Genomic DNA, 17606 nt, shown 5'->3' with positions numbered 1-17606 from the left:
TAGTATTTATTTCTAAATAATGGTTCATTAGCATAAGCACTGTATCCATTTTTTTATAAATTTACCACTTAATATAACTGTAAAAATATGAAAATACTTTTTACTAAAACTGCTCTGGGATTGTTGGCTTTAGGTGCCGTGATGAGTAGCTGCAGTAAACGTGAGCAATCGCAAAAAACGGGTATAACTTATAACGATAAAAACAACGGCGGTTATGAGCGTTTCAGGCAAAGCCATCCATCGCCAGGACCCGGATTGGTGCCTATTGAGGGTGGTACTTTTGTTATGGGAGGCAGCGCCGATCAGGACATAACTTACGATTATAATAATGTACGCCGCAGGGTTACTGTACCCTCTTTTTACATGGACGAAACCGAGGTATCAAATCAGGATTGGCTTGATTACCTGCATTGGATAAACATTACTTTCCCGCAGGATCGCGAGTTATATTACAATGCGGTGCCTGATACATTGGTTTGGCGTCATCCCTTATCTTATAATGAACCATACGTAGATAACTACCTGCGTCACCCTGCTTTTCAGGATTATCCTGTTGTAGGCGTAACCTGGGACCAGGCACAGGATTATTGCTCATGGCGCACCGACCGTACCAATGAAAACATTTTACGCGAAACCGGAAAAATGGTAGCATGGAAAGATATGGGCAAAAAAGGTGGCGGCGGTGATGCCGGCATTGCAGCGAACGGACAACCTTTTAATACTGATATTTACCTCAACGGCCAGATGACCGGAGCAGGCATCGATGGTAAAAAAATGATGCCTAACCTGAGCCCTAATGCCCAGGCAGGTACAGGAAAAGGCGGCAAAGCCGTTAGGCCTGTACGTATGGAAGACGGGATCCTTAAGCAAGCATATCGCTTACCATCAGAAGCCGAATGGGAATATGCAGCATTGGCCCTTGCAGGAAACACCCAGTTTGAAAACATCGATGATGGCAAAATATATACATGGAACGGTATGGGTGTACGTTCGGCAAAAAAGAAAACACGCGGCCTGATCATGGCAAACTTTAAACGCGGCAACGGTGATAACGCCGGTGTTGGCGGTTACCTGAACGATAAGGCAGACATTACCGCCCCTGTACGTTCATATGCACCTAATGATTTTGGCTTATATAACATGGCGGGTAATGTTAACGAATGGGTTGCTGATACCTACCGCCAAACATCATTTGAGGAGTTTGAAGATTTTAACCCTTTCCGCGGTAATGAGTTTTCAAACAAACGCCTTGCAGATCCAAGCAAAGGACTTTATGCAAAAGATAAATATGGCAAGCCGATCAAAGATCCCGCACATGCCAATAAGAAACTAAAATACAGCGAACTTTTAGCTTTACAGCAACAGAATACAGTCGCGCAAAGCGCCAATCCAAACGCGCCGCTTGCAACTCCTCAAACAGGGTCATTGCCGGTTGATTCATTGCTGCCTAAAAACTCGGGGAAAGCTTACAACCCGGATGCGAGAGGTGAAAAAGACGAAGTTAATAAAGCTCTTTACGGAACAACCACCCTGGTTAATGATCACTCTAAAGTTTACAAAGGTGGATCATGGAACGACATGGCGTTTTGGCTAAACCCTGCTACCCGTCGTTTTATGGATCAGGACGAGGCAAGTGCCGAAGTTGGTTTCCGCTGTGCAATGACCTTAGTTGGCGCTCCCGAAATTAACCCTAATGGCAAACCACATTACCCGGTTAAAAAAGCTAAACCGTTTAAAACAAGATAATTTTTATAACAGATATTTGAAATGAGGCCTTTCAGTAATGAGAGGCCTTATTTGTTTTAAAGTAACCAACAAAATACATTATCACCAATTAGTAGATCTCGCTTCAACAATGCGTTATCCGTCAATCGGCTCAACCCATTGGCTTCGCCAGGCCGGAGCTTCGAAGGGATCCGTGAAATACTGTGTTTCATGTATTACCTTATCCTCACGAAACTCCATAATGCTTACTGTGTAAGCCAGCTGCTCCTGATAGTTAATAGTATATTCCGTGACCCAGGTATCGCCTTTTCCCAGAATCCTCCTGACACGGAAACCAGATGGTTTACCGGGATGATGCCCGCGCAAGGCCAGCAAATTAATGCGCCCAAAAATTCGTTCGCCCGACTGGGGATAATCACAGATAACATCGTCATCGTAAATGTCATGCTCTGCGTTTATGTCCCCGGCTGCCGAGGCTTGCCAGTGGGCATTCAGGGCGGCAAGTATTTGTTGATCGTTCATGGTTTGTATAATTTAGGTTATTTTATTTATCGATTGATACATCAATAATAATCTAATCGCATTTAGATAACGGATAGCCATCACTCGGGTAAAAATAGGATCTATATCCTAAATAAAAATCCCGGAAAACAATACTGTTATCCGGGATCCATATTATTAAAGCTATTGACAATTAATAACCTTCATTTTGCACCAACTTTGAATTAGCCAAAATTTCGCGTTGAGGGATTGGATACACCAGTCTCGGTGAATTGTAAGGAAGCCCGCCTGCACTTTGTTTTAGCCTTTTCGCATCATGCAGAAAAAACCCTCCTTCAAAACATAACTCATGCCTGCGTTCTGCTAATATTGTAGCAAGATTTACAGTTACTAAAGGGTCAAGGCCAGCCCTCTGCCTGATGGTGTTAACGTCACTTGCCGGCGTTGCACCTGTGGATGTTCCACCACGGAGGTTAGCTTCAGCACGGATAAGATACATCTCTGCAAGGCGCACGACATGTACGTTTCCATATTGATTATCGAACTTTTTAGTTCTGTTAACCGATGTAACAGTATAAAACTGGCCTCTTACGTCGTTGGCTTCAAATTCTGCCAAAAAATCATCTGTTATTTTAATATCTCCGCGCCCTCCGTTTGCAGATGAGGCATAAAATTCATTCAAGCTATTTATACCTTGCTGTTGAGTAACCTGTATAGCAAAGATATCTTCAGTAGTATTTTCCTGATGCGATGGTTTGCTTGACAGTAAAAACTCCTTGGTGTAATCAGGCACAAGAGAAAACGCGCCGGATGTAATAACAGTATTAGCCTCCTTTAAGGCATTGGTATAATCGCCTTTTTGCAGATAAAGCCTTGCAAGGATTGCCGAGGCGGAATATTTATTGGCATAGAAATCATTATCCTCCGGCAGCTTGCTTTTGGCAGCCGTCAAATCGTTGATAGCCTGATCATAAACCTGCTTTACTGTAGACCGGCCAACTTTAGCCCCTTCGCTATCAGCAGAAGTAGTTGGACTTGATACGATAGCGGCTGCTAAGTTAGTTGACGGATCGCCATCATTCCATGGCTTTCCAAACAAGCGGGCTAAGTCAAAATACATCAACCCCCTTATAAATTTAGCTTCCCCCTCCCATCTTGCTTTATCATCCGCGTTATCAGCTTTATCTAAATTGGCAAGCACAGTATTGGCCTGATTTATTACCTGGTAGGCATCCAACCATGTGTTTTCAACAAAACTATTATCTCTCGTTATAGCCTGTACAGTAATTTGCGTTAAACCTGTATAAGTGCCAGTCCAGGTAATTTCAGCCTGTGCAGCTAACAAATCGGGCTCCATAAATATACGGCCGCCATACAGGTCAACCTGCCCCAACCGGTTATAAGTGCCTACCAAAACGCCCTGAACATCTTTGGCTGTTTTAATAGCCTGGTTTTGATCAACAGATTCAACCGGCTTTATATTAAGTTGTTTATTACATGCACTTAAGAAAAGTGCTAATGCTGTTGCCGATATATATATAAACTTTATCTTCTTCATTTTTGTAATTTTTTAATATTATAAGCCTATATTAATACCAAATATTATAGTACGGGGCTGCGGGGCCGAGTAAAAGTCATTACTCAGATCAACATTACTTGGCAACTCGTCTGAATTTACTTCAGGATCCCATCCTTTGTACTTGGTAATTAAAAACAGGTTATAGGCGCTAGCATATACCCTTATTTTTTGCAGCCTCAATTTGCTAACCACAGCTTTTGGCAATGTATAACCTAACGTTACTGTTTTACAACGAACGTAGCTGGCTCCTGAAAGGTACCTGCTTGAAGTACTGATGCCATTTCCATAAAATAAACGAGGCTCAGGTATATCGGTTATGTCACCGGGCTTATTCCAGTATTTTAATTGGTCGATGGTTTGGTTATCGAAGCCATTGCCTGCACTTGTGCTCATATATTGGCCTCCATTGTTATACACTTTGTAGCCAAATGCACCCTGGAAGGTTACCGCCAATTCAATTCCGTTATAACCAAATGTATTTGTAATACCTCCGTAGTATTTAGGTGTTGGCGAGCCTACTACAACATTTTGTGCCTGGGTAGGATCGTTTGTTTTAGTACGATCCAGCTTTCCGTCGGTTCCCTTTGCGTTTTTGTAATATAAAGCATCTCCATTGGCAGGATCTACTCCTGCATATTCGGGCATGTAGAATATACCTATCGGCTGACCGGCCATTACATAATTGATATTATTATCAGTTATAACCTGGCCTTTTATATCGGTAATTAAATTTTTTTGGTATGAAGCATTCAAACTTGTTGACCATTTGAACTTACCCACAAAATTATCTGATGATAACTCCAACTCAAACCCTTTATTAGATAGTTTACCAAGATTTTGCAATTGCCTTGATATGCCTAACGTGCCAGGAAGGTTCACGTTTAATAACAGATCGCGGGTGTTTTTCTTATAATAATCAAAACTACCCGATAACCTGTTGTTAAAGAAACCAAAATCAACAGCTAAATCAAGTGCTGCGGTTGTTTCCCACTTTAAGTTTGGATTAACTATTTGTGAAAAGCGCTGACCGCCTACACCATTATAATTTGCTGCGGAAAATAAACCCAATGACGAAAAATTTCCAATATTGGCGTTACCCGTTAAACCATAACTTGCCCTAACTTTTAAATTACTTAGCAGATTATTGTTTTTCAAAAAGTCCTCTTCTGTTAGTATCCAGCCTACGGAGCCTGATGGATAAAATCCATACCGATTGTTCACACCAAACCTTGACGATCCATCTCTACGGATACTTCCCGAAAACAGGTATTTTCCTTTATAGGCATAATTGGCCCTGAAGAAATAGGCTAAAAAGCTGTACGGGCTATCATACGATGCACCTGAAACAATTACTGCTGCCGCGGTTAGTTTTTTATAAGCATCAGAGGCAAACTCCTGCCCCTGTACATCGTTACCAACAGTACGGGATTTTTGATACGTTGTTCCCAACGTTAAATCCAGTGAATGATCCTGACCAAAAATAGTTTTATAACTAAAATAGTTATTGGTATTATAGTTCAATACTTGTGTGGTTGTATTTTGACCAAAACCATTGTTAGTACCTGTATTACGGAAAGTAGCACTTCCATAGTAACTATCTTCAGCCTGGTTTAATTGATCAATACCAAATTCCGACCGGAAGGTTAGGCCTTTTACAATTTCCCAATTGGCATATACATTACCAATAGTGCGGTAAACTGTCGCCTGATAAAACGCATTGTTCTTGCTGATCAGCGGGTTATAATACAATGGAAAATCTTCTGATTCGCCCGGAGGGGTACCGCTTATTAAACCGCTGCGAGGGTCAATTAATGGTGTTATTGGCGATAAAGCCACTGATTGCAAAGGTGTACTGAAAGCATTATCGTTTGAAACCCTGTTATTAATGGTATTAGCAAAACTTAAGTTCATACCGATACTCAAGTTTTTATCTACCTTGCTATCCAAATTTAAACGCCCCGAGTACCTTTTAAAGCTGTTACCAATCAATATACCCGTTTGATCAAGATATTGCCCCCCCATATAATAGGTAGTTTTGTCGTTACCTCCAGATATGTTTAAATCATATTGCTGTTGTGGAGCACTTTGATATGCAGCCCTTTCCCAGTTTGTATTGATCTTGCCTGTTTTCCAATCATCAGTACCAGCCGAAAGGGAGGTAAAATTATCTTCAACATATGATTTATAATCGGCAAGTGCGTCGTCGAGTGTATCGTAAGCCCCGGCAGCAAAGTCCTGCTTGGCTGCACCCTCACCCGCACGTTCCATTATCTGTACAAATTGTTTGGCGTTCAGGAACTCGCGGTGCCTTGACGGTGTACTTTTACCATATGATGCTGAAAAATTAACTTTAGGAGTACCTGCCTTGCCTTTTTTGGTAGTAATTACAACTACACCATTAGAAGCCCGAGCACCGTAAATTGCAGCTGCCGATGCATCTTTTAAAATCTGTACAGATTCGATATCATTGAAGTTAATGTCCGCCAGCGGATTGGTTGGCGCATCGGTGCTTGATAAGTTATCGGTGGTAATTGGCATACCATCCAAAATATATAATGGCTCCGAACCGGCAGATATTGAAGATGAGCCGCGTACCCTAACCTGGATCCCTTGCCCAAGTTTACCATTTCCTGACTGAATATATACACCAGCTGTTTTACCCTGTATAGCCTGCTCAATAGAAGTGGTTGGGGTGCCTTCAATTTCCTTTGCAGATACTGAAGATATTGAACCTGTAATATTGGCCTTCTTCTGCGTACCATAACCCACTACTACAACTTCCGTCAGCTGTTTCGAATCACTTGTTAACTGAACATCTACAATGCTACCATTAATTGATTGTTCGGCAAGTTTGTATCCCAAAAAGTTAAAAGCCAAAACTTTGGCAGTGGCCGGCACACCTAATTTGTAACTACCGTTGATATCGGTTTGGGTGCCAAGTCCGGCAACTCCTTTTACGGTTACGCTTACTCCCGGTAAGGGCGAGCCGTCTTTCTGGTCTGTTACTTTACCTGTAATAACCCGGTTTTGAGCAAAAACCATAGCCATACAAGAAAACAGTAACATGACTGTTAGTAGATGTTTCTTCATAAAAGTTAATATTGTTAATTAAGAAAGTAAGTTCGTAAAAAAAATGTGTAGAAACAACAAAAGCCTTAAAACTACGTTGCATTTGTTGCAAAAATGTTATTATCGCATATTTAGAACAATAACAATCAGTTAAAACAGCATTAAAATCTGCCCTTTTTCAACTTTATCTCCTGATTTTATTAATATCTTTTCTACAACAACATCGGCCGGCGACTTGATAATATTTTCCATTTTCATGGCTTCAAGCACAAAGAGATTATCACCTTTTTTTACGATATCTCCTTTATTTACAAATACTTTCAAAACCAAACCCGGCATGGGAGCTTTTATTTCGCTAACCCTGGCACTGTTTAAATCACTAAATCCAAGCTTATCAAGTAATATATCAAACTGATCTTTAGCGCTAACATGATAAATACGATTATTAACCTTTATTTCAGCAGTTTTTTCGTCACCGTTAAAATCGACTATCTCGACATTGTATGAGCGGTTGTTTTCAATAACATGATAGGTTCCCGGCCTTAACTGTTTAATATCGGCTTCACTTTTAACCCCGTTAATAAGTAAGCCTGCCGCAACGGTTCTTTCAGCTTCAATACTGTAGCGGTCATTAATACTCAATTTATACATAGGATTTGGATTTGAAGATAAGCGGTTTATTTATTATTTGTTTAGGGGATTGGTATAAAGCTAAACATATTATATAAAAGCTGAAAGCAAAATGCAAAAAGCTTATGGCTTATAATTATTCAATTGCTTTATATAAAACCAATAATAAACACTATATAATTTCACTTACAATGCAGCAATAAGTAAATTCCATCCCCGATAGTGTTAAAAGGGATTGAAAGCTGCGGATAATAGCGGCTACTATTGAGTAAAAATATACTGGATTAAATTCGCGCCCATTTTAAGAGCTTTTTGGCGAGCTTCCTGGGTATCGCCAGCATAGGTACCATAATCCTCCCAGCCGTTGCCTAAATCGCACTCATAGGTATAAAAGCAAACCAGTCTGCCCTTGTATATCAAACCAAAACCCTGGGCGCGCTTGCCGTCATGCTCATGAATTTTGGGCAAGCCATTCGGGAAGTCATATTTTTGATGGTAAATAGGGTGATTAACCGGCAGTTCAACAAAATCAAGCTCAGGGAACACCTTCTTCATTTGCGGGCGAATATATTGGTCGAGCCCGTAATTATCATCTATATGTAAAAAGCCGCCACCTGTGAGGTATTTGCGCAGGTTACGGGCCTCCTGATCGGAGAAGATAACATTGCCGTGGCCTGTCATAAAAGTAAAGGGATAATTAAATAATGAAGCACTGCCTGCCTCAACTACTTCATCGTCGTCATCAAAATTGGTTTTGAGGTTTTCATTGCAGAACCTGATCAGGTTAGGTAATGCTGTGCGGTCGCCATACCAATCGCCGCCGCCGCTGTATTTAAGGCGGGCAATTTTATAGGCAGGGGCATTAAAGCTGCTCATTGCTATAGCCGCAAATAAAACAACCAATGCTAACCTTATTCTTTTCATCCCCTGTTTAAAAAATTCACCTCAAAACAAGCCTCCAGCGCGGCAGTTTCCGTACGCAGGCGACTTGTACCTAAAGATATTGGTTTAAACCCGTTGTGCAAAGCCTTATCAATCTCAGCCGGAGCAAAATCCCCTTCGGGGCCTATCAATATTAAATAACGGCCTTGCGGGGTTATTTCGTCTTTCAGATTGAATTTTTCCCCAGGCTCGCAATGCGCAATAAATTTTTGCCCCTCAAAAGGTTTATCAAGTAGCTGATTTAGCGTTACCGGCTCATTTAATATAGGGTGATAAGCCTTAAGGGATTGCTTGATAGCCGCCGTAATAATTTTATTTAAACGCTCTGTCTTGGCTTCCTTACGTTCCGAGCGCTGTGTGATAATTAATGACACCTCATCAATACCTATTTCTGTAGCTTTCTCTAAAAACCACTCCAGGCGTTCGATATTTTTGGTCGGAGCTACCGCGAGGTGCAGGTAATGGTTGCGTTTTTCAAATTCGGTAGATACGGATGTAATTTTAAGAATGGTACGCTTGGGGTGCGCGTCATGGATCAGGGCTGTGTATAAACCGCCCCTGCCGTCAATCAATTGTACCTCGTTGCCTGCTCCAAGGCGCAGCACACGTATAGCATGTTTGCTTTCCTCTTCGCTTAGAAAGTATTGGGGATGCGAGGCGTTAATATCAGGCGTATAAAAAAGTTGCATTTTGGAAAAGCAGATTAATGTAAATCTACTGCATCTTCTTCATTTATCAGTAATTCGAGTTTAACTGATTCAATATTTTGGTCGGATTTTTTCAGTACAGTGATATTGTACCCGTTCGATTCTTTCTGCTCGCCTACATCGGGGATCTTTCCGAAGATATCTCCAAGCCAGCCCGATACGGTATCAAAGTCGCCATCTTCAGGTAAATCATGCGGTAAATGCTCGTTCACATCGTAAATAGATGCAAGGGCATTAACTATAAACTCACGCTCATTTACTTTTTCGACAATCGGCTTTTCTTCATCATACTCATCCTGAATTTCGCCAACCAATTCTTCTACAATATCCTCCAGCGTAACCATGCCGGCCGTGCCGCCAAACTCGTCAAGTACAATAGCTATCTGGATACGCTTTTGCTGCAATTCGGCCATCAGATCGTTGATCTTTTTGGTTTCGGGGATGAAATACGGTTTGCGGATAATATCTTTCAGTACGATCTCTTCATTGCGGGCCAGTAGTGGCAAAATATCTTTGGCGTGTACTATTCCGATGATCTTATCTATCACATCGTCATAAACCGGCATCCGCGAATAACCTTCGTTGATGATCATATCCAGCAACTCTTCTTTGGTTGAAGCAATATCGACTCCCGAGATTTTGGTACGCGGTACCATGATGTTTTTTACCACACGCTCGTTAAAATCAAACACGTTCTGGATCAGTTCGTGCTCATTGGAATCAAGTGCACCAGTCTCTTTACCTTGCTCCAACAGGTATTGCAGTTCTTCCGAACTATGATGGGTTTCACTGCCTTCAACCGTGCTTATACCCAATAATTTCAGAATGAAATTTGCAAAATTATTAAGTACCCATATAAATGGCCTGAAAACTACAAAGAAGAACCTGAGCGGCAATGAAACAGCCATCACTGTACGTACCGATTTTTGGATAGCTAACGATTTAGGCGCAAGCTCACCAAAAACAATGTGCATGATGGTAATAAAGCTAAAAGCCAGGATATGACTGGCCGTGATATAACCGGGAGAAAGGGTTATGCCCACGCTCAGGAAAGCGCGGATAACGATGTTAGTGGCAACCTCCTCGCCCACAACACCGAGCGCCAGCGAAGCAATGGTAATACCCAGCTGTGTGGCAGCCAGGTAACCATCTAAATTATGCAATATGCCCCGGGCAACTTTGGCTACGCCGCTGCCGCCTTTAGCCCTAATTTCAATTTGCGAACCCCGAACCCTTACCATGGCAAACTCCGCAGCTACGAAAAAGCCATTGAGTAAAACCAAAAATATGGTAGCGAAAATGTAAAATAAACTAATCTCGTAATGTGCGGGGTCCATTTATTTAAGATTGATACACAGGGAACGTAGACTTGTACAGCTCCAAACTCTCGTTTATCACTTTATGTGCGTAACGCACACCTAACAAATGTTCGATGGTTACGTTTTTGCCTTCTAATTTTTTGTAGTCTTTAAAAAAGCGAACAATTTCGGTCATGGCATGTGGAGGCAATTCGTTTAAGTCGTTAATATAATTTACAGACATGTCATTTTTAGCCACTGCAATGATCTTATCATCCTGCTCACCGTTATCAACCATGTGCATTACACCTACTACCTTAGCCTCAATGATAGACATTGGGAAAACATCAATTGAGCAAAGTACAAGGATATCCAAAGGATCTTTATCATCGCAATAGGTTTGAGGGATAAAGCCGTAGTTAGCCGGGTACATTACAGATGAAAATAACACACGATCGAGCTTTAGCAAGCCCGACTCTTTATCAATTTCATATTTCGCTTTTGATCCTTTTGGAATTTCAATAATAGCGTTTACTATCTCAGGGATATTATCACCTGGTGAAACCTGGTGCCATGGATGCAGAGTACTCATTTATCTTTATTATATAGTATATAAAATTATTAACTAATCTATTTTTTCGTTTTTTTCACGAAGTTTCTTTTTAACATAAGCAATAACCAGCGGAATTGTTGTAATTACAATCAATCCCAGTACAATGTATTGCAGATAATCCTGCAGTTGAGGGAACCTTCGCCCTAAAAAAAAACCGCCCAGCGTAAATACACATACCCAGGCCACGCTGCCAATAAGGTTATAAACCGAAAATCTTTTAATATCAACCTTAACAACACCTGCAAATATAGGAGCAAATGTTCTAACAATAGGGAAAAATCTCCCTAAAATAAGCGCCATCCCTCCATGTTTGTTGTAAAACTCACTGGCCAGTACTACGTAGCGCCGCTTAAAAAATAGTGAGTCGTTTTTATTGAATAATACCGGCCCCGTTCGGTAACCAAACCAATACCCGGTAAAATTGCCTAATACTCCGGCGCCTATCAATGACAATACCAGCGTAGTTATAGAAACATCAACTTTACCAGCGGCACACAATAAACCAGCCATAAACAGCAGGTAATCGCCGGGCAGAAAGAAACCAAAGAATAAACCGGTTTCAGCAAAAACAACAATAAGCAAGAGATAAAAACCACCCCTGCTTATTATGGATTGTGCGTCAGTTAAATTTTGAAGGTATTCCCAGAAACTTTCCATTCACTATATCTGTAAAACTACAAATATTATATCAATTTGCAGTTATCAATACCGATTATATGAAACGGGCTATAAGATCGGGATAAACACCAATAAGGATTGTAACGAGAGCTGAAAGTGCGAATACTACTTTATAATAAACCGGCACTGCAACCTCTGCGCGTTCGTCGGTACGGAAGTACATGGCGATGATGACCCTGAAATAGTAAAAGATACTAATGATAGCGTTAATCACAGCTATAATAACTAAACCGATATGATAACGGCCTACCGCTCCCGAAAACATGAAGAATTTACCGATGAAGCCTGCAGTAAGCGGAATCCCCGCCAATGAAAACATGGCTACAGTTAATACAAAGGCAAGGAACGGGTTCTTCTTACCCAAACCATTAAAACTTTCAAAGTTATCACTTCCACCTTGTTGCTGTACTAATATTAAACCGCCAAACGCGATGATTGAAGCTATCGAGTATGCTGTCGCATATACAAATACCGAATTACCTGAGGCAGCGCCTAATGACACGATTGCAAATAACAGGTAGCCGGCGTGAGAGATACTTGAAAATGCAAGCATCCTCTTAAAGCTTTGCTGATACAACGCGGTGATATTGCCTATAAATAAGGTAATAATAGTGATTACAAGTATTATTGGTGTCCAGAAGTCAGACAATGGCTGGAAACAGGCTGAAAATAAACGCAGGAAAGCTGCAAACCCCGCCGTTTTAACTACTGTAGACATGAAAGCCGTGATCAGCGTAGGCGCACCTTCGTATACATCCGGTGTCCAGAAATGAAAGGGGGCTGCACCAACTTTAAAACATAAACCTACTATAATCAAGGCTATGCCGGTATAAAACATCGGATCGATATGCGGATGATTAATTACATATTCCCTGATTGCATCGATATTGAATGAACCTGACGATCCGTACAACAGCGCCATACCAAACAGCAGGAAACCGGTTGAAAAAGCACCCATCAAAAAGTATTTCAAAGCTGCTTCATTTGAAGCGAAATCGCTCTTTTTAATACCCGCCAGGATGTATAAGCTCACCGACATGATCTCGATGCCGATAAACAGCATCACAAGGTTATTAAACGATACCATTACGATTATGCCTGTCAGTGAAAACAGGATAATAGCATAATATTCCGCCGTGTGCCTGCTGATACGCTCAAAGTAACCTTTTGACAGCAACAGGATCAGGATAGTAGATATAATGGTAACGCTTGAAAATACAACCGAGAAATTATTGAACAACAGCATGCCGGTATAAAGCGGCTCAGCTGTATCTTTTGAAGTCCATTGGCAAATTGCAAAACCCAAGGCAGCCAGCAATCCTATAACAGTAACGGGCAGCAAAGCCTTTTGCGCTTTATATAGCCCTAAATACAGCAGCACTATAGGTAAAACAGATATGATGATTATAGTATTCATTCTTTTCTTTAAAATCTTAAACCTACATTGTAAACTTTGAACCTATCTGATTTACCAGTTGCGTTACCGCAGCTTCAGATATATGCAGAATAGGCTGAGGATAAATGCCCAATACAATAACCAGGGCACAAATGATACACAACGTTAACTTTTCAGTACCGCTAACATCAGCAAAAGTAGCTGTAAGCGGGTTGGTTTCACCCTGCATTACGTTTTTATAAAGGCGTAACATGTAAACCGCACCAAAAATGATGGTAAGACCTGCAACTGCAGCCAGTACCAGGTTTACATAATGCTGTACGCTAAAATCAAATACACCTTTCAGCAACAGGAACTCGCCAATAAAACCATTGGTAAGCGGTAATCCCACTGTACCTAATAATATGATCAGGAAACCTATTGCAAATTTAGGGGCTACCTTCGCGATACCGCCAAGCTGATCTATCTCACGGGTGTTTAGCCTGCGGCTGATGATGTCCCAGATAAAGAACATGCCAACAACGTTAATACCGTGGTTAAGCATCTGAATCATGGCGCCCTGAACACCGGCAATATTCCAGGCAAAAATACCCGCAGCAATCAGGCCAACGTGTGCTATTGATGAATAAGCCACCAGGCGTTTTCCGTCTTTTTGTTTAAAGGCGATAATAGAAGCATAAACTACACCTATAACCCCAAGGATCATGGCCAACGCCTGGAAATGATAAAAGCCAAGCGGGGCATTAGGGATCATCCAGCGGATAGCACCGTAAATACCCATTTTAAGCATGATACCTGATAACATCATGGTCCCGCCAGATGGAGCTTCGGTATAAGTATCAGGCTGCCAGGTATGGAAAGGGAACAAAGGCATCTTGATGGCAAAGGCCAGAAAAAACGCCCAGAAGATCCAGCTCTGATGTTTAACATCCAAAGTCATTTTATAGAAATTGTGGATATCAAAAGTTTTGTCGGGAGATTGGAGGTACAGGTAGATAATGCCTACCAGCATGAACAACGAACCGGCAAAGGTGTAGATGAAAAATTTAATGGTAATACGGATGCGGTTTTCACCTCCCCAAAGGGCACAAATGAAGTAGATCGGGATCAATGCCGCTTCCCATCCAACGTAAAACAAAAATCCGTCGAGGGCGGTAAATACAACCAGCATACCAGCCTGCATAAACAGGATAAGACCATAAAAGGCACCTTCGTTTTTATATTGATGCTGATAGGTTGTTAAAATAATTAATGGTACAAGCACGGTGGTCAACAAAACCAGGATCATACTGATCCCGTCAATACCGGCACTGAAGTAAATTCCAAAACTGCTGATCCATGGCACATCAATTACAAACTGGGTTGATGCATCCGGAACAAATTTGCTTAAAAATATAAGCGCTATTACCAGTTGGGCAACAGAGAAAAATAATGCAGCATGTTTAGCTATCCCGTTTTTAAGCAGGGCAGTTATAACAGCGGCAACTATTGGCAAAAAAAGTAATATACTAACGGTCATTTTTATGTTGCTAAACGCTTATCGTTTATATTTTAGTTAATCCAAATACGCTATACAGTAATACCGCGATAATTCCCAGTACCATTATAAATATGTAGAAACCTACATTACCTGTTTGCAGCAGGCGCAAGCCTTTACTGGTTTCAATTGTTCCTCTGCCAATCCCGTTCACCAAACCATCGATACCTAAACGCTCTATGATGTTATAGAAGAAGGTTGAAAGCCAGTCGAGTGGTTTGCGAACAATCAGGTCATAAAGTTCATCAAGGTAAAACTTGTGGTATGATAAGCTGGTCAACGCCGGACGCTCTTCAGTATCGGCAACAGGTACACTACCATTTTTAGCATATTTAACATAAGCATATGCCATAGCAGCTAAAGCCAATACTACCGAAGTACCCATTAAAGCATACTCAAGTGATTCGGACAAATGATGTTCGCCCAAAATCTCATTTGATTTTTTGAAAACTGGTTCAAGGAAATGTGCCAGTTCGTGATGCCCGTGTAATACTTCCGGCACACCTATAAAACCACCAAAAAATGAAAGTATAGCCAACACAATAAGCGGAATAGTCATGGTTGGAGGCGATTCATGTAAATGATGCTCCTGCTCATGGGTACCACGGAATTTTCCGTAAAATGTAAGGTACATCATCCTGAACATGTAGAATGAGGTTAGCATAGCAGTTAATACACCTACAGCCCAGAATATAGGGCTATGGGCGTAAGCATGTGCCAGGATCTCATCTTTTGAAAAGAAACCTGCCAAAGGAGGGATACCGGCGATAGCTACAGTACCGATCATCATGGTGGTGAACGTAGTTTTGATCTTGCCTTTCAAGCCGCCCATTTTACGCATATCCTGCTCACCACTCATGGCGTGGATCACTGACCCTGCACCAAGGAATAATAAAGCTTTAAAGAAAGCGTGTGTTAACACGTGGAAGAAAGCACCTGTATAAGCACCAACACCCAGGCCTAAAAACATATACCCCAATTGAGATACTGTTGAATAAGCCAATACCTTTTTAATATCTGTTTGCGTTAACGCGATAAGTGCTGCAATAAGAGCCGTGGCCAAACCTACATAAGCAATAATCTCCATTGTATCCGGAGATAAAGTATAGAATATGTTTGAGCGGGCAATCATATAGATACCGGCTGTAACCATGGTAGCAGCGTGGATCAAAGCCGAAACTGGAGTTGGGCCGGCCATCGCATCTGGCAACCAGGTAAACAACGGCAACTGCGCAGATTTACCGCAGGCACCAATAAATAGTAAAATGGTAATGATAAACAGTGGACCAGCGCCTGATTTCATAACAGCTGCCTTCGGAAAGATCTCTGCAAACTGGATGCTACCGAAAACATAAATAATGGTGAAGATGCCTAATAAGAAACCAAGGTCACCGATACGGTTCATTACAAACGCTTTCTTCGCTGCATCTGCATAATCAGGATTGGTAAACCAGAAACCGATCAGCAGGTATGAGCACAAGCCTACGCCCTCCCATCCAATAAACATGATGAGGTAGTTTGAACCTAAAACCAGCAGCAGCATGAAGAAAACGAACAGGTTGAGATAAGCGAAAAATTTCCCGAAACCTTCGTCGTCATGCATGTAGCCAATAGAATACAGGTGGATCAGGAAGCCAACGCCTGTAATGATCAGCAGCATGATAGCGCTTAACTGATCTATAAGGAATGCGAAAGGAAATTTTAATGACCCAACCGCAAACCAGGTAAAGTAGTTGACATTAATAGGAACTCCGGTTGATTTTACCTGGAAAAAAGCTGCAATGCTTAAACCAAATGATACCAGTACAAGCAAACTGCCAATAAAGCCAATTACACTTTTTGATAATGAATTACGGCCAAGTCCGTTTATAACAAAACCGGCTAACGGTAGTATTGGAATAAGCCAGATATATTTATCCATGTTCGATGTTGTACGTTTTACGCGTTACGTTATACGTTTTTAATTATCTAATCGCTATTGCGGGAAAGAGGCAACAACGTTTGTTTTATTACTAATCAGCTATTACAATTCCGAAATCGAAACTTCGAAATCCGAAATAACTATTACCACTTCAACCTGTTCAGTACGTTGATATCAATTGAGTTTGTGTTACGATAGATCATCACGATAATAGCCAAACCAACTGCAACTTCAGCAGCGGCCAGCGCCATGATAAAAAACACGAACACCTGCCCGGTTGCATCACCCCTGTATACCGAAAACGCGGTAAGCAGCAGGTTAACCGAGTTAAGCATCAACTCAACCGACATGAAGATCACGATTGCATTACGGCGGATCAATACGCCCATTACGCCTATAGCAAAAATGATTGTGCTTAACAGTATGTAATGATTAAGCGGCACGGCGTGCATAGTATTTGTTAAACTTTCCATTATGCTGCTTTAGGTTCTTTTTCTTTAGTGGCCAATAATACCGCGCCTACCATCGCTGATAAAAGCAATACGGATGATACTTCAAATGGCAATAAAAATTCGTTGAACAATACTTTACCTAAGTTTTTTACAAGGCCCAGATCAGGGTTTTGTAACAATACCGGGTTTGATGCGCCCATCAGTTTAAGTGAAGATGCAACAGCTACAGCCAAGATGCCGCCGCCAAAAACACCGGCTATTTTAACCATGAAAGGCTTTACAGGTTCCGACTCCTTGTTAAGGTTGATGAGCATCAGCGTATACAGGAACAATACCAATATAGCGCCCATGTACACGATGAAGTTTACTATCGCCAAAAATTGAGCGTTAAGCAAAATGTAGTGAATGGTGAAAGTAAAAAAAGTAAGGATCAGATAAAGGATACTATGTACCGGATTTTTGGCCGAGATTACCAATATCGAAAAGAATATGGACAAAAATGCGATGAAGTAAAATGTACTCATGTTTTTATTTACAAAATACCTTTACCCTTTTAGG

The 17606-nt window shown here is 41.3% G+C and carries 15 protein-coding genes; 1 reads left to right on the top strand and 14 read right to left on the bottom strand.

The window, feature by feature from the left end:
- Positions 1-87: 87 nt before the first annotated feature.
- Positions 88-1746: an SUMF1/EgtB/PvdO family nonheme iron enzyme gene (locus FHW88_RS01140; protein WP_090533880.1), complete on the top strand. Its 1659-nt coding sequence runs from the start codon at positions 88-90 to the stop codon at positions 1744-1746.
- Positions 1747-1860: 114 nt separating this feature from the next.
- On the opposite strand, the gene FHW88_RS01135 is transcribed toward FHW88_RS01140, so the two are convergent.
- The 14 genes from FHW88_RS01135 to FHW88_RS01070 form a co-directional block, all read right to left on the bottom strand.
- Entirely contained in the window at positions 1861-2247 is a 387-nt protein-coding gene (locus FHW88_RS01135) for a nuclear transport factor 2 family protein (RefSeq protein WP_176622482.1), read from the bottom strand.
- A 172-nt stretch (positions 2248-2419) separates the two neighbouring features.
- Positions 2420-3784, bottom strand: coding sequence for a RagB/SusD family nutrient uptake outer membrane protein (locus tag FHW88_RS01130; protein ID WP_176622479.1), 1365 nt, complete (start codon positions 3782-3784; stop codon positions 2420-2422).
- An 18-nt stretch (positions 3785-3802) separates the two neighbouring features.
- Entirely contained in the window at positions 3803-6871 is a 3069-nt protein-coding gene (locus FHW88_RS01125) for a SusC/RagA family TonB-linked outer membrane protein (RefSeq protein ID WP_255485190.1), read from the bottom strand.
- 153 nt (positions 6872-7024) lie between these two features.
- Complete coding sequence (locus FHW88_RS01120; protein ID WP_176622475.1) at positions 7025-7525, bottom strand: biotin/lipoyl-containing protein; 501 nt, start codon at positions 7523-7525, stop codon at positions 7025-7027.
- Between the two features lie 240 nt (positions 7526-7765).
- Complete coding sequence (locus FHW88_RS01115; RefSeq protein WP_176622473.1) at positions 7766-8428, bottom strand: DUF4159 domain-containing protein; 663 nt, start codon at positions 8426-8428, stop codon at positions 7766-7768.
- Positions 8425-9135, bottom strand: a complete 711-nt coding sequence (locus FHW88_RS01110; protein WP_176622471.1) for a 16S rRNA (uracil(1498)-N(3))-methyltransferase — start codon at positions 9133-9135, stop codon at positions 8425-8427. Before FHW88_RS01110 ends, FHW88_RS01115 begins: the two co-directional genes overlap by 4 nt.
- Before the next feature lie 14 nt (positions 9136-9149).
- The gene (locus tag FHW88_RS01105; RefSeq protein WP_176622469.1) at positions 9150-10490 is read right to left on the bottom strand and encodes a hemolysin family protein; all 1341 of its coding nucleotides are present in this window, start codon (positions 10488-10490) and stop codon (positions 9150-9152) included.
- Positions 10491-10494: 4 nt separating this feature from the next.
- Entirely contained in the window at positions 10495-11043 is a 549-nt protein-coding gene (locus FHW88_RS01100; RefSeq protein ID WP_090533892.1) for an inorganic diphosphatase, read from the bottom strand.
- 33 nt (positions 11044-11076) lie between these two features.
- The gene (locus FHW88_RS01095) at positions 11077-11721 is read right to left on the bottom strand and encodes a DedA family protein (protein ID WP_090533894.1); all 645 of its coding nucleotides are present in this window, start codon (positions 11719-11721) and stop codon (positions 11077-11079) included.
- Between the two features lie 55 nt (positions 11722-11776).
- Positions 11777-13159 (bottom strand): NADH-quinone oxidoreductase subunit N, encoded by a 1383-nt coding sequence (locus FHW88_RS01090; RefSeq protein ID WP_176622467.1) that lies wholly within the window; start codon positions 13157-13159, stop codon positions 11777-11779.
- Between the two features lie 22 nt (positions 13160-13181).
- Positions 13182-14657: a NuoM family protein gene (locus FHW88_RS01085; RefSeq protein WP_090533898.1), complete on the bottom strand. Its 1476-nt coding sequence runs from the start codon at positions 14655-14657 to the stop codon at positions 13182-13184.
- A gap of 25 nt (positions 14658-14682) precedes the next feature.
- Entirely contained in the window at positions 14683-16596 is a 1914-nt protein-coding gene (gene nuoL / locus FHW88_RS01080; protein ID WP_176622465.1) for an NADH-quinone oxidoreductase subunit L, read from the bottom strand.
- Between the two features lie 143 nt (positions 16597-16739).
- Complete coding sequence (gene nuoK / locus FHW88_RS01075) at positions 16740-17069, bottom strand: NADH-quinone oxidoreductase subunit NuoK (protein WP_090533902.1); 330 nt, start codon at positions 17067-17069, stop codon at positions 16740-16742.
- A complete protein-coding gene (locus FHW88_RS01070; protein WP_090533903.1) occupies positions 17069-17572 on the bottom strand; it encodes an NADH-quinone oxidoreductase subunit J in 504 nt (167 codons plus the stop codon). Before FHW88_RS01070 ends, nuoK begins: the two co-directional genes overlap by 1 nt.
- Positions 17573-17606 lie beyond the last annotated feature (34 nt).

This window comes from Mucilaginibacter sp. SG538B (genome assembly GCF_013376065.1).
GTDB classification, from domain to species: domain Bacteria; phylum Bacteroidota; class Bacteroidia; order Sphingobacteriales; family Sphingobacteriaceae; genus Mucilaginibacter; species Mucilaginibacter rubeus.
The sequence above is the reverse complement of the archived record's forward strand: the minus strand, read 5'-3'. Positions and strand labels throughout refer to the sequence as shown.